This window comes from Flavobacterium poyangense, from assembly GCF_011751075.1.
Lineage (GTDB): Bacteria > Bacteroidota > Bacteroidia > Flavobacteriales > Flavobacteriaceae > Flavobacterium > Flavobacterium poyangense.
The window spans coordinates 575,737-589,193 of the sequence record NZ_JAALLN010000002.1; the positions used below are offsets into that span (position 1 = coordinate 575,737).

The 13,457-nt window shown below is 34.5% G+C and carries 12 protein-coding genes; 7 read left to right on the top strand and 5 right to left on the bottom strand.

What is annotated here, in order from left to right:
• Positions 1 to 59 precede the first annotated feature (59 nt).
• Positions 60 to 548, top strand: coding sequence for an IPExxxVDY family protein (locus G3A47_RS07370; RefSeq protein WP_166921535.1), 489 nt, complete (start codon positions 60 to 62; stop codon positions 546 to 548).
• Positions 549 to 553: 5 nt separating this feature from the next.
• Positions 554 to 1,987: a pyruvate kinase gene (gene pyk, locus G3A47_RS07375; protein ID WP_166921536.1), complete on the top strand. Its 1,434-nt coding sequence runs from the start codon at positions 554 to 556 to the stop codon at positions 1,985 to 1,987.
• Positions 1,988 to 2,236: 249 nt separating this feature from the next.
• On the opposite strand, the gene G3A47_RS07380 is transcribed toward pyk, so the two are convergent.
• Positions 2,237 to 3,631: a T9SS type A sorting domain-containing protein gene (locus G3A47_RS07380; RefSeq protein WP_166921537.1), complete on the bottom strand. Its 1,395-nt coding sequence runs from the start codon at positions 3,629 to 3,631 to the stop codon at positions 2,237 to 2,239.
• A 704-nt stretch (positions 3,632 to 4,335) separates the two neighbouring features.
• On the opposite strand from G3A47_RS07380, the gene G3A47_RS07385 reads away from it, so the two are divergent.
• From G3A47_RS07385 to G3A47_RS07395, 3 genes are all read left to right on the top strand, one after another.
• Entirely contained in the window at positions 4,336 to 4,914 is a 579-nt protein-coding gene (locus G3A47_RS07385; protein WP_166921538.1) for a DUF4136 domain-containing protein, read from the top strand.
• A 133-nt stretch (positions 4,915 to 5,047) separates the two neighbouring features.
• The gene (locus tag G3A47_RS07390) at positions 5,048 to 6,229 is read left to right on the top strand and encodes a helix-turn-helix domain-containing protein (RefSeq protein ID WP_166921539.1); all 1,182 of its coding nucleotides are present in this window, start codon (positions 5,048 to 5,050) and stop codon (positions 6,227 to 6,229) included.
• A gap of 342 nt (positions 6,230 to 6,571) precedes the next feature.
• Positions 6,572 to 7,360: an N-acetylmuramoyl-L-alanine amidase gene (locus G3A47_RS07395; protein WP_166921540.1), complete on the top strand. Its 789-nt coding sequence runs from the start codon at positions 6,572 to 6,574 to the stop codon at positions 7,358 to 7,360.
• Positions 7,361 to 7,489: 129 nt separating this feature from the next.
• On the opposite strand, the gene G3A47_RS07400 is transcribed toward G3A47_RS07395, so the two are convergent.
• Together G3A47_RS07400 and G3A47_RS07405 are read right to left on the bottom strand one after the other, a co-directional pair.
• Entirely contained in the window at positions 7,490 to 8,353 is an 864-nt protein-coding gene (locus G3A47_RS07400) for a CPBP family intramembrane glutamic endopeptidase (RefSeq protein WP_166921541.1), read from the bottom strand.
• Positions 8,354 to 8,432: 79 nt separating this feature from the next.
• Positions 8,433 to 9,230, bottom strand: coding sequence for a helix-turn-helix transcriptional regulator (locus tag G3A47_RS07405; protein WP_166921542.1), 798 nt, complete (start codon positions 9,228 to 9,230; stop codon positions 8,433 to 8,435).
• Positions 9,231 to 9,475: 245 nt separating this feature from the next.
• Here G3A47_RS07405 and G3A47_RS07410 point away from each other — a divergent pair, with 245 nt between their 5' ends.
• On the top strand, positions 9,476 to 10,672 hold the full coding sequence (locus G3A47_RS07410; RefSeq protein WP_166921543.1) for a C1 family peptidase: 1,197 nt from the start codon (positions 9,476 to 9,478) through the stop codon (positions 10,670 to 10,672).
• A gap of 221 nt (positions 10,673 to 10,893) precedes the next feature.
• On the opposite strand, the gene G3A47_RS07415 is transcribed toward G3A47_RS07410, so the two are convergent.
• Positions 10,894 to 11,505 (bottom strand): class I SAM-dependent methyltransferase, encoded by a 612-nt coding sequence (locus G3A47_RS07415; protein WP_166921544.1) that lies wholly within the window; start codon positions 11,503 to 11,505, stop codon positions 10,894 to 10,896.
• An 82-nt stretch (positions 11,506 to 11,587) separates the two neighbouring features.
• Positions 11,588 to 12,445 (bottom strand): AraC family transcriptional regulator, encoded by an 858-nt coding sequence (locus G3A47_RS07420; RefSeq protein WP_166921545.1) that lies wholly within the window; start codon positions 12,443 to 12,445, stop codon positions 11,588 to 11,590.
• A gap of 184 nt (positions 12,446 to 12,629) precedes the next feature.
• Here G3A47_RS07420 and G3A47_RS07425 point away from each other — a divergent pair, with 184 nt between their 5' ends.
• Entirely contained in the window at positions 12,630 to 13,304 is a 675-nt protein-coding gene (locus G3A47_RS07425; protein ID WP_166921546.1) for a hypothetical protein, read from the top strand.
• The last annotated feature ends 153 nt before the right edge of the window (positions 13,305 to 13,457 follow it).

Genomic DNA, 13,457 nt, shown 5'->3' on the forward strand with positions numbered 1-13,457 from the left:
AATCTTAACTATTGATGCTCCATTAGAAATAGTATATTTACAACTTGATTTTTCATGATATGGCAATTCATAGATTGGATTTAGACGAATTTGACGAAATTGATTATTATTTAATGGCAATTCATACTTCATTAGAAGATTATAGATTGGCATATTTTATCAATAAAAAACTACCTGTTAACTTAAGTAAGAGTAAGAACGAGATCCACGCTCAAACTAAGGAAGGCGAGGCGAATTTCTCCAGATTTTATTATTATGATTCTGAGAAAGCCGTTTCATGGAATTTGATTCAGAATAAACATGAAATCATTTCAGCGAGTACAAATGATTTCCAGAATTTGTTTTCCGACGAAACGAGTGAGGTTTCTACAACAATTCATTTACTTCCTGAATTCAAAAAAGTAGATTTTTTCCTGAAAATCGATAATAGTGATGAGGCTATTGATTTTTCAGAAATCCAGCAACAGTTAAATGCAATAGAGAGTATCGCAGCTATATATGTTGTTGATACAAACAAAATAAAATCAAAAAACAATTTAATTTTTTAAAAAAAATGCTTACAAACAAAAAAACTAAAATTGTAGCTACACTTGGGCCTGCATGTAGTACTAGAGAGATTATCAAGGATATGATCGAGGCAGGTGTAAATGTATTTAGAATCAATTTTTCGCATGCGGATTACGAAGGAGTAAAAGAAAAAATCGATATTATCAGAGGATTAAACGAAGAGTTTGGTTACACTACAGCAATCCTTGGAGATCTACAGGGGCCAAAACTTAGAGTTGGAGTAATGGAAGAAGGAACAGTAGTACATGATGGTGATTTAATCACATTTACGACTGCTGAAGATATTATCGGAACTGCTTCAAAAGTATTCATGAAGTATCAGAATTTTCCAAATGATGTGAATCCGGGAGAACGTATTTTGCTTGATGATGGTAAGTTGATTTTTGAAATTATTTCAACAGATAAACAATCAGAGGTTGTTGCTAAAGTAATTCAGGGTGGAGAGTTAAAATCTAAAAAAGGGGTTAATCTTCCAAACACTAAAATTTCTTTACCGGCACTGACTGAAAAAGATATAGCCGATGCGATTTTTGCTATCGGACAAAAAGTAGACTGGATTGCGCTTTCGTTTGTAAAAACACCTCGCGATTTACAAGACTTACAGGAGTTGATCGCTCAGCATTCGGAGTATAAAATTCCGATTGTTGCTAAGATCGAAATGCCGGAAGCTCTTGAGAACATGGATAAAATTGTAGCGTATTGTGATGCGTTAATGGTTGCCCGTGGAGACTTAGGAGTTGAGCTTCCTGCACACGAAGTACCATTGGTACAAAAAGATTTGATCAGAAGAGCCAAAACAGCCAGAATTCCGGTGATCGTTGCTACTCAGATGATGGAGACCATGATTACAAGTTTAACACCAACAAGAGCAGAAGTAAATGACGTTGCCAATTCGGTAATGGATGGTGCTGATGCTGTGATGTTGTCAGGAGAAACGGCTACAGGAAATTACCCGGTACAGGTTATCCAGAAAATGAGTCAAATTTGTGAAGCGGTTGAAAATTCTCCGCTAATTAATGTTCCGCAGAATACACCTCAAATCAAAACAAAACGTTTTATTACTAAAACAGTTTGTCATCAGGCAGCTTTATTGGCTAATGAGATTAACGCAAAAGCGATTTGTACTCTAACAAACAGTGGATATACTGCTTTCCAGATTTCGGCATGGAGACCGGCGTCAGCACATATTTTGGTGTTTACTTCAAACCGAAGAATCTTAACACAATTGAATTTATTATGGGGAGTAAAATCATACTTCTATGATAAAGACGAAAGTACTGATGATACGGTAACTGACGTTAACAAAATAGCGGTAGAAAAAGGATATGCAGTAAAAGGAGATTATTTGATTAACCTTGCGGCAATGCCAATTAAAGATAAAGGAATGGTAAACACGATGAGAGTTTCTGAAATAGAATAGTCCTCTCGTTTTACTCCGTTTATACTATATAAAAAACCATCAAAAAAATGCTTTTTGATGGTTTTTTGTTTTAAAGAAAACTCCGAATTGACTCTTGTTGCGGCAATACTAAAAGCTGCCACGAATTGCCCGAATTTTCACGAATTATTTTTTTAACTAAGAAAATCTGTGGCAGACTAAAAAAGGCAGGCACAGATTGCACTGATTTAAAGATTTTTTTTGGATTCGATAGTACTATTTAACAACTTTTTACTTTTTCACTATGGTTTTGGTTGTTTTTCCTTTATCAGTAACTATTTCAAAAAAGTAGTTCCCATTTGGTAAAGGACTCATATCAATTACATTTTTTTCGGTTGTTTTTATAAGTTTACCCAGAGCATCATAAATAGTTATTCCTTTTAGCTGTACATTTTCCTGTAGGTCTATCGTGACCGGCTGCGAGGCAGGATTGGGATATACTACGGCAGTTGTATTTAAAAATTGATCTGTACTCAATGGAGAAAAGAGCGACGATAAATCATAGACGCTAACTTTACCCGAATCTTTGCCATTAGTATCATTCCAAGGTGCGCTGATTGCCAGGGTTAGACCATCCCCGGAGAGTGAAATGCTTTGACCGTTCCCATCATCGTCTTGTTCTCCATCAATATTTTTACCTATTTGTGTCCAAACACCCGCTGCGTATTTATAAATCATTACACGACCTGATTTTACCTGATCGTTATGAGGGTTTCCAATGGCTAAAATGGTACCATCATCAGAAAGAGAGACATCAATAGTATTGCGACTTGACGATTTATGTTCTATATCAGTTCCTAGCTGTACCCAATTCCAATTTCCTCCGGCATTTCGATAGACCCTTACAATACCGTTCCATCCAACAGCAGCCACAGTAGTACCATCGCCGGAGAGCAAAACTTTATAACCAAGACCTTCATTCTCTTTTCCAAAAAAATCCATTTGTCTCTGCCAATTCCCCCCAATATTAGATAAGATTTTTACTACACCTTTAGCGTCCGAAGCACCGAATGAACTTCCGGTAGCAAGAGTATTGCCATCTCGAGATAGTGAAACATTATCGGCAAAATTTATTCTGTTTCCAATCTGTGGCCAAAAATGACGGCCAATTTTTCTAAACACAGCGGCACCCGCACCATTTGCAACAGCCAAAACGCTACCATCTTCGGAGAGTGAAATATTTTGGGTATAATTGCTAGGGACTTGAGCTTCCGTAAAGATGATTTCTGCCGGCCCCCTATTATCATTGGTATTAAACACCGATACCAGATAGCAAAGTTCTTTTAAATTGGTACGAGGGTTGAAAATATCAAGATTTTCTGCAATAGCGATGGCACTACCGTCTTTTGATAATGAAATTGTTGCGTTTCTGTCTGATTTTTCATAGATAGGATTTCTGGTTGTGATCCAGGTCCGTGCAGTATTTTTGTAGACCTGGATCTCGCTCATTTTTTGCCCATTTATATTTGCTTCAGGTCCTCTGACAGCCAAGATATCGCCATTTTTAGAGAGCGAAATGTTTTGGCCAAAATTTTCGTTGGCTGTTTTTCCATAAATAGCATCCCCAATTTGCGTTTGTCCGAAGCTTAGTAAAGGGAAAAGAAGAATAAATAATTTTTTTTTCATGTTTGTAGATTTTGATGTTTCTAAAATCAGATTTTATATAGAAAGCAAATTTATATTTACCATGGACAGAATGTAATTGTAATTAATTTCCGACATGTATAAATTTATATTCATTATTTTTTCTTTTTTTCATGTTTGATTTTTATAAAACAATACTTTTTATGGTTTCATTTTAAAAAATGAAACATCGTAAGACCGAATTGATACGATTCCAGTGTTTTTAAATGTTTGATTTTAAGTCGTTTAGATGAAAAATATTAAAAAAGTGTAGATCTTAAAACCCCCAAATCAGAAACCATTTAAAAGTCCAATCCGGTTTATGGCAATAAAGTTTTGTCTCACTCTAATCAAGTTGGGTGAAAAGTTTTTTTAGTATTTCTTATCCCTACAACAAACAGGAGAATTATTAACAAATCTTAGGACCATGAAACAAATCAATTTTAGATGCAGATTTAAAAATGCGATACCATATTGCCTAAGGTAAAAGGGATTAATACCTAATTATATGTAAGAAATGTATATACACATATGTGTTAATTAAAGAAAAATGATTTATCTTTGAGTGTGTTGTAATGATTTGATTTGTAATTCATTATATTTATGGGTAAAGCCTTTTATCTAAATATTCCAGTTCATTTGAGATTTAATTAAGATTTTAAAATTTCAACTCAGCTTAAATTAATTATTAATTTAAATACCACAAGATGAATATTAGAGCAAATCTTCGTTTAATTCCAATGTTACTATTGGTTTTATTTTACAGTTGCTCTCCAACTGTAAAAGTTACCACAGATTATGATCATGCAACTAATTTTAGTGAATTTAAGACTTTTGCTGTGTACGATTTAAAAGCACAGGAAGGTCAGGTCAGCCAACTCAATGTTGATCGTGTTACAAGAGCTATTCGTGCAGAAATGATTGCGAAAGGTTTCTCGGAAACAGCAAATAATCCGGATTTAAAAGTAAATGCGGTTTCTATTCTAAAAAATAAACAATCTGTTACTGCCGATTCTAATTTTTACGGCTATGGAGGTATGTATCGCCCATACAGATATTGGGGTGGTGGAATGATGGGCGGAGGAGCAACTACAACATTCAATACCTACAATTATGTTGACGGTTCCCTTGTAATTGATATTGTATCTGCAAAAACTCAAAAGCTGATTTGGCAGGGAATAGGTAATTCTCAAATAGACAAAACACCTAATAATCCAGAAGAATTTATTTCAAATTCGATCAAGAAAATCCTTGAAGGTTTTCCTCCGGGTTTAGCAAAAAAATAAGCAGGCTGTAAAAAGTTATAATAAAGCTGTACCTGTTATTAATTTGGTAAGTGTGACTTTATAAAATAGTAGCAGGCTTCAATCTGAAATTGTTTACAAAGCAATATATTAATTCATTTAAACTTAATATATTATGATGGAAATACTACTTTCTCTTTTCTTTTTTATTGCAATGATTGTTGGTTGTGCAACTTCTTTCAGGATTCTTTTTTCACGAAAAAAGTATTCCAAAAGTTTCTTTTTAGGACTATTTCTTTTTAGTCTGGCAATGGTAAGTTTTTATAATTTTTATTTGTCGGTAACAACTTTCAAAGATTTTCCGGATGTATTCAGTATCACAAAAGCATTTGTTTTTTTGGTAGCGCCCTGTTCTTTTTTATATGTTAGAAATGCTCTGTTTACTGCCAAAATGTTTAGAAAATACGATTGGCTTCACTTTTTGCCTTTTACTGTATACCTTAGCTTAACTTTAATAGTATGGCTTGCTGCGGATACAAATATTGGTATTATTAAGTATATTTCTTCCGGAACAGAAAGTCCTTTTACCGTATTAAGTCTTAGCGTTTGGTTGTTGTATGCTTTCTGGCAGACCATGATGATCTTAAATTTTGATATGGAAAAGTGGAAAGGAAATCAATATAAAAAAATGAAAACGATATACTGGCTAAAGATTTATAATCTGGTCATTTTATTTTTGTTTTCGGCGCTCTTTGTGCATTTTTTTCTAAAAAACAATAGCGAAATTGCAGACCTCTCTTGCCGTGTTTTGATTTCGTTGGTACTTGTTTTTACAGTGGGACGGCTTTATTTTAGGCCTTATATTTTTGCAGATACAAATGAGACTTTTAGTTTTGAAGAGGATGAGACTTTACTAATTGAAGTAAACGAAGTCAAAGATGCAATGCCATTAGTAAAAGAATTAACTCCCGAAAAAAGACAGCAGTATTTACTAAAGCTGGACACTATTTTTTCTGCTAAAAAACTCTTCCTGAAAAAGGATTTTGTGATTCGCGATCTGGCTGAAGAAACCGGGATATCGGTACACCAACTCTCCAACTTAATCAACTCAGAATTTAATCTTCATTTTCAGGATTATGTAAATCTGAAAAGGATTGAGTTTTTTAAAGAAAAAATAAACGATCCGGAATGGAAAGACTTATCACTTGAAGGAATGGCCTGGGGCTCCGGATTTAAATCCAGAACAACTTGTTTTAGAGCATTTATAAAACATACCGGATTGTCTCCTTCTGAGTATTTTAAAACAATCCGAGTTGATTCTGATAAAACAAATGTTTTTTATTTAAAACAATCCTGAAACTAAAAAAGAAAGACTACAGAACAGTTGTTAAGGGCTGTTAATTTTTTTTTGAATTTATTAGTAGACTTAATCTTGACTATTGATCTATATGACGTAACTATTCAGCAATTTACTTCAAAGTAATTCGTGGCAAAAAAATACTAGCCACTAATTTTCACGAATTGAATTTTTAAAATTTAGAAATAATCAGTTTAATCCTTTTAATCTGTGGCAAAATAAAAAAAAGCAGCCACCGATATATTTTTGTAGATAATGGATATATTTTTGAACGAACTTAAAAAGATGTTTTTTCTTACATTTGACATGAGTTTTTCAAATTAAAATATATATCAAATTCTTATGGAATACAATTTAATTACAAAGGATAAATCTCCAAATTTTGCAAAAGACAGGGTGAATTCGAATCATCCGGTTAAGGGGAATATAGAATGTATTGTTTTGCATCATACTGCACAAGCTACTGCAGAACAGACTGTTTTGGAGTTTAAACTACCGGCTCCGGGAGTTAGTTCACATTATGTTGTTGGTCCCAATAGAGATGTTTATCAGATGGTAGAGGAAAAGGATGCCGCTTATCACGCGGGGATTAGTTATTGGAGAGGCAAGACAGGTCTTAATTTTACATCTATTGGTATCGAGCAAACGAATCTTGATGGTAATTTACATGCTTATACAGAGGAGCAAATAGAGTCTGTTATTGCACTGTGCAGAGATATTTTGTCCAGATACATGATTCCCGCAATTAATATTGTGGCACATTCTGATATTGCGCCGAATAGAAAAATAGATCCGGGTTTTTTATTCCCATGGGACAGACTTGCAGCAAATGGAATTGGGGCATACCCTAAGCAAGAATTAATAGACAGCTATCTTAATAAATTACAAGGAGAGCTTAAATTTCTCTTTAAGACAGAATTTATAGATAAAGGACTTATTCTTTACGGATATGCCCCCACTTTAAATGTAAATTATCAGCAAAGAGCAATGGCTTTTAACAGGCATTTTTGTAAAAATGCAAATCCCGTTATTGATGTATTAGGTTTGGCGAAACTTCTGGCATTGATAGAAGAATATATTTCTTTAAGTCAATTGAATTCCTTTATCGAAGATTGTAAAAAGTATAATTAGACCAGACAGGTTTTTAAAACCTGTCTGGTCTAATTAATGGATTAGGGAAACTTTTGGCATTGATAGAAGAGTATATTTTTTAAGCCAATTGAATTCCTTTATCAAAAGGATAACCAACAAGAAAGGTTTTTAAAACCTGTCTGACCTAGGTTTAGTTAATAGTTTGTTTTCTTTACGACAGAAGTACAACAATATCGCGACAGCAATAAGACAAAATACCATGGCCTGGAGGGTGCCTTCAGGACCAAATTCGCCTCCGGTTATTAATTCCGGCCCTTGGATTTTGGAGACCAACAAACTATTTGTTTTTTGATTTCCGGATGTTATCGCACCAAAAATACCCGATTGCATAAAATTCCATGCAAAATGTATGGCAATCGGAAACCATAGATTACGGCTGTAGATAAAAGCAACGCCAAGTAGTAAACCGGCTTCAACAGCAATACATAAGGCAGAAAGAAAAGTGCTGTTTTCATTTGGTAAGTGTAAAGCACCAAAAAGTATCGCAGAAATAAGCAATGCGATATAACTTCCCAGTTTCTCTTCAAGAATTCTAAAAATAATACCACGGATTAAGATTTCTTCGAGAATTGCAACAGTAAAGGCTATTGTAAGCGGAATTATAATAAAAGAAACAGGATTTACAGAAATAATAGTAAAATCGCCATTTAAATAAATGACCATAATGGTCAAGGATTGCAGGATAACCCCAATTAAAGTTCCGAGGAGTAAATTCTTTGCAAGATTGTTGGTTGTTAATTCGGTTATTTTTCTCTTTTCATATTTACTAAAGAAGAAAATATAAGTTGTTATTGCAAGAGCAGAAACAATAAGACCTTTAATAAGGTTCCTGTAATCTTTGTCAAAAGAAATCAATAGTTTTCCGGCAATTAGCTGTGTAATGTTAACCACGACAAGACAGGCGATTAAGCCAAGAACAATTTTTGTGATCGGAAAATTTAAAATTTTTTGTTTTGTAGTCAGAGTTTGCATTTTCAATTTGGTTTAGGTATTAAGTGGAGACAAAAATAAGTTGCCTCAAAACCAAAAAATAGAATGAAATTTGCCTTCTTTATAATTTTTGAAATTGCTTGGGTAAAAATCCGGTTTGACTTTTGAAAGTTCGGATGAAATGACTTTGATCTGCAAACCCACATTGAAAACCAATTTCGGTAAGGTTACTTTCTTCAGATTTAATAAGAGAAAGGGAGCGGTTTATTTTTATTCTTCGCAAATATTCGCTCAGCGTACAACCAAAATATCTGGGAAAATACTTTGAAATCGTAATTGGGTTGATGTTTAAAACCGCTGACAAGTCCTGTAAATTTGGATTCTCGTTCCAACAGTCGTTTAGTAATTCGTTTAAGCTCTTCACCCAAAACGGACTTTTTTCAAATTTCTCCAAATGACTATGGGTATTTGACAATTGCGCAAACAACATCGTAATGGCATCCCCCGAAAATGTATCCGCAATCATACATTCTCTAAATATTTTAAGGATCAAAAATTTGGCAAGACTAGTATGCTGGATCGATTTCTCAATTATTTCCTCGGTAATTTGGAGTTCTTTGAGCAGATTTTCTTCAATTTCGATGTTGATGTTTTTAGAGGGAAAAAGAGTGCTGTGATTGAGATGTAGTTCGTCACTATGATAGAATAATAAAGAACCGGGGCCTACAGCATTACTTGAATTTTTACGTTTTTCTGATGTACCTCCCTTTAAGAAAAGGGTCAGGTGCGCATTAGTATGAGAGTGCCATCCTTCAAAGACCTTATGTTGATACTCTGTTTCGACAACTGCAATTCCTTGTGAATTGTTGAAAATCTTTTTGGTATTGCCTAAGTATTTCTCTTTTTCCAGTTCGAACATGTCCTGTTTTAATTAGCTCCAATTACATGAGGCAAAATACTATTTATTTGGAGAAAACTAGCAGTCAGGTAGTTTTGATTGTACAAGAGCGTTTGTTTTTTGCGTATTTGTAATATTTTACCGCCTAATAAAAAGATTGTGAAAAAATTAACCGCAAAATGGTGAATAAATTATAGGAAATTTAATTGTTTTGTAACAAATTAGAAATATTGAAGACTAATTTAAAAAAATCTTAAACATAAATTATGAATACATTTTCATTCAAATCAGTACTTGCAGCTTCTGTCTTTTTTGTTGGGGCAACCAGCTGTTTTGCGCAGGACGTTTTAGTAAATTCATTGAAACTAAATGCGAGTGATAAAAGTAAAGAGAGCTTTAAATTCACAGAACAAATTAATTTAGGAACCACTTCGGTTAAAGCACAAGGTTCTTCAGGAACCTGTTGGAGTTATTCTACAAACTCTTTTTTAGAGTCAGAAATGATTCGTTTAGGAAAGCAGCCTGTAGAATTATCTCAAATTTATTCTGCAAGAAATGTTTATGTTGAAAAAGGAATTAATTATGTTCGTATGCATGGTGCTGTTACTTTGGGTGACGGAGGAGCATTGCATGATGTAATTAATATGTATAAAAAATACGGAACTGTTCCAAGAGAGGTTTACACAGGATTAAACTACGGAACAGATAAAAATAAATTTGCAGAAATGGGAGCTCTTATCGAAGGAGTTTTAGCAGCAGTTGTTAAAAATCCAAATGGGGAGTTGACTCCAAACTGGCAAAAAGCATATGCTGCGGTTATCGATTCTTATTTAGGAAAAGTGCCGGATAATTTTGCTTACAAAGGAAAAAATTACACTCCACAATCTTTTGCTAAGGAAGTAGTAGGAATTAACCCTGATGACTATATCGAAATGTCTTCTTTTACAACAGCACCTTACTATCAGAAAACAATGATGGCAGTGCCGGACAACTGGTCTTTTGATCAGGTTTACAATGTAAAAGTAAATGATATGACAGATGTTATTGACAATGCTTTGAAAAAAGGATATACTGTAGCGTGGGCAACTGACGTAAGTGAGAAAAGCTTTAGCTGGAAAAATGGTGTAGCTTATGTTCCAACAAAAAAATACGATGATATGACGGCTGATGAAAAAGCTGACATGTTCAACGGACCAAAACCGGAACCGGAAATTACTCCTGAAATGCGCCAAGCTGCGTTTGATAACTATACTACTACAGACGATCACGGAATGCACATTATTGGTTTGGCTAAAGATCAAACAGGAAGAGAATACTACATTGTAAAAAATTCTTGGGGAGAAACAAATGACTATAAAGGATTTTTGTTTGTAACTAAAAACTTCGTGAAATATAAAACGACTGCGTTATTAGTTAACAAAGGCGGAGTTCCTGCTGATATTGCTAAGAAATTAGGGGTTTAATTGTATTGAACTTTTAGAAATATTGAAAAAGCGTTGCAAATTTTGCAGCGCTTTTTTTTGGTCCGGAATATTCCCCTTTTATCGCATTTTTTGTCATTTCGTTGTACGATAAATCGCACTAGAAATTCACGCACAGTTTGCGGAATGTTGGATGTGATTTACTTCGTCTATTCGTTATCGCTCAGGTCTCGTGCCTGGAATTGATAAAGAAAGCGGGTAAACTAAACTTTCCTTCCGACAAATCGTATTACAGAACCTTTCCCGATGTGAAATTTCCCTTCATCCAGCATAATTTCTTCTTCGTCTAAAAGTAAAGTTTCGTAATTCTCAAAATCGGCCTGTAGTTCTTCCTTAGAGAATAAATCATCAATGTTGTCCGGTCCTCCGACTTTTGGATTTTGTTTTTTTAAATTTAAATGACTTTTGCTGAAAGCTTCAAAAATAATAATTCCGTCAGGTTTTAAATATTCATTTAGTTTTTTGTGAAGCTTAGATTTTGTTTCAGCAGAGAAATGTGCATAGATTAATCCGATTGCATCAAAAGATTCTTTTTCGAATTCCAGTTCTTCAAGATTACCAACAATATATTCTAAGTTTACGTGGTTGTCTTGGGCAAGTTTTAAGGCTTTTAACCGCCCTTCTGTGCTTAAATCAAACGAAGTGACACTCCAGTTCAGTTTTGCAGCAAATACCCCGTTACGACCTTCGCCATCGGCTGGCATTAAGATCGATCCGGGTTTAAATTTTGGCAGCCATTCCTTAAAAAACAGATTAGGTTCTGTTCCGTATGCAAAGTCAGTGTCTTTGTATCTGTCGTCCCATTTTTGATTCATTTTGATTTCGATTTAAATTACGGTTTCAAAAGTAGTTCAGAAACTTTTTGACCGATAGGACAAAAGTGCAGTTTGCTATCACTTATTTGAAGTTTTTTCGAAACGTTTCAGGGGAAAGCCCGGTATGTTTTTTAAAGAAGCGAATAAAATAAGAAACATCTTCATAACCCATATAAGCTGCAATTTGATTTACCTGATTGGGTGTTGCCAGCAGATATCTTTTGCATTCCAGTATAATAGCTTCGTTGATAAGTTCCGAAGCTTTTTTGCTTAATAGTGTCCTGGTGATAGCATTAAGTTGATAAGAAGTGAGATGAAGCATTTTGGCGTAGGAGGCAATTTGTTTGTGTTTGAGAATGTGAGTGTCCAAAAGCGCCATAAATTCCTCCAAACGCTCTTGGGCGTATAAGTTGGAGTTGTTCTTTTGATTTTTGTTTTGTTCCCGCAAAAGTTCCAAGAAGAAAATACCGAGATTGGCTTTAATAATTTCGATATAGTTTTCGTGTTTGTCATCGTATTCCTGAAAAACATAAGCTAGGATCGAAAGTATTTTTTGAAAAGTGTTCTTTTCAGGCTCATAGTGATTCTGACGGCTTACTTTGGGTAAAGAGGTATGGATTGTTTTGTCGTCTGAAGAATAAAAATTAGGGCTCAGCTGAATCATGTAGCCTGAACTTGCGGCATTTAGTTCTAATCGATGTGCTTGTCCCGGACGCACAAAAAAGACAGTATGATCCTTTATTTCATAACTTCTAAAGTCAATCTCATGAAAGCCGGCTCCCTTTTGTAAAACTAAAATATGGTAGAAATCGTGCCGATGCAATTCCTGAATGAGGTTTTCTCCCAAAAGCAAATCCTGAACAGTACGGATGCTAAAATTACGGAGATGATCTGTTTTTCCGGAAGTTGCTTTAATATGTCGAACCGGGATTTTTTCCATTTTGTTTTTGATGTTAAACAAATGTACAAAAGAGTATTGCGAAAACAGAGTCTGACCTTTGCAGAAATAGGTGTATTTCGACGTTTTTTGAGGTCGTTTGTGGAAGAAATGAGGAGTAAGATACAATAAGTGAGTACCTTAGATTGAGTTTTAGAATGTTGACAACGATCTTATTTTAGTTGATATGAAAAAGTATGCACCCGTTTTTGCAGCGATTGCATGTGTTTTTTCTTTGAACTGTTTTGGCCAGAAGAGTGATATTGTTCTTGCTAACGCGAAAATAAAAAATGCACAATCGAAATCTGACAAGATTCCCAATGCCGATCTTGTTATAGAATCTTATCGCGTTGAAGAAACCATTAATATGGCTTTTGGAAACCGAACCACTACTTATGAAGTTTCTAATTTAAACATGGTTAATACCTATGATTTGGGGCCTCACAATACCCGAACGGTGACGATACAATATGCAAAACCAAAAGAAAAGACAGTAGGGAACACCATAGAAGCGAAAACCATTGTTGATACTCCAAAAGTGGTTATAAAGCCGGTTAAAGTCAGTGTTGTTCCTCCGGGGAAAAAAGAAAAATACATCACGATAAATCTGGTCAATACTTATGAAAAAGTGTTGGACCGTGGCTACAAATCGATAGAGATGCTTAAAAAAGTAGCAGATCGGTCTTATTTTGAAAATGACATGGTTGCCGCAGCTAAATATTATGCGCAATTATTTGATATGGCTTCCAATTTAGAAGCCTCTTACTATTTTCGATATGCCCAATCCTTGAAGGGAATTAATGAAATGGAGAAATATGAGGAGATGATGAGGTTGTTTAAAAGTAAAAATGGAAGTAAGTAAAAAGTGAATTTCCTTTAATACTGTCATTTCGAGGTACGAGAAATCACATACGTACTTCTACAAAGATTGGTAACATGCTACATGAGGCTTCTATTATGATTGCACTAATAAACAAAAAAGAGCATCGTTTATATCGATGCTCTTTTTGATTCA

Coding starts and splice junctions, on each gene's coding strand:
- G3A47_RS07425 (WP_166921546.1), top strand. CDS start 12,630: ATGAAAAAGTATGCACCCGTTTTTGCAGCGATTGCATGTGTTTTTTCT.
- G3A47_RS07420 (WP_166921545.1), bottom strand. CDS start 12,445: ATGGAAAAAATCCCGGTTCGACATATTAAAGCAACTTCCGGAAAAACA.
- G3A47_RS07370 (WP_166921535.1), top strand. CDS start 60: ATGGCAATTCATAGATTGGATTTAGACGAATTTGACGAAATTGATTAT.
- G3A47_RS07395 (WP_166921540.1), top strand. CDS start 6,572: ATGGAATACAATTTAATTACAAAGGATAAATCTCCAAATTTTGCAAAA.
- G3A47_RS07410 (WP_166921543.1), top strand. CDS start 9,476: ATGAATACATTTTCATTCAAATCAGTACTTGCAGCTTCTGTCTTTTTT.
- pyk (WP_166921536.1), top strand. CDS start 554: ATGCTTACAAACAAAAAAACTAAAATTGTAGCTACACTTGGGCCTGCA.
- G3A47_RS07390 (WP_166921539.1), top strand. CDS start 5,048: ATGATGGAAATACTACTTTCTCTTTTCTTTTTTATTGCAATGATTGTT.
- G3A47_RS07400 (WP_166921541.1), bottom strand. CDS start 8,353: ATGCAAACTCTGACTACAAAACAAAAAATTTTAAATTTTCCGATCACA.
- G3A47_RS07385 (WP_166921538.1), top strand. CDS start 4,336: ATGAATATTAGAGCAAATCTTCGTTTAATTCCAATGTTACTATTGGTT.
- G3A47_RS07405 (WP_166921542.1), bottom strand. CDS start 9,230: ATGTTCGAACTGGAAAAAGAGAAATACTTAGGCAATACCAAAAAGATT.
- G3A47_RS07415 (WP_166921544.1), bottom strand. CDS start 11,505: ATGAATCAAAAATGGGACGACAGATACAAAGACACTGACTTTGCATAC.
- G3A47_RS07380 (WP_166921537.1), bottom strand. CDS start 3,631: ATGAAAAAAAAATTATTTATTCTTCTTTTCCCTTTACTAAGCTTCGGA.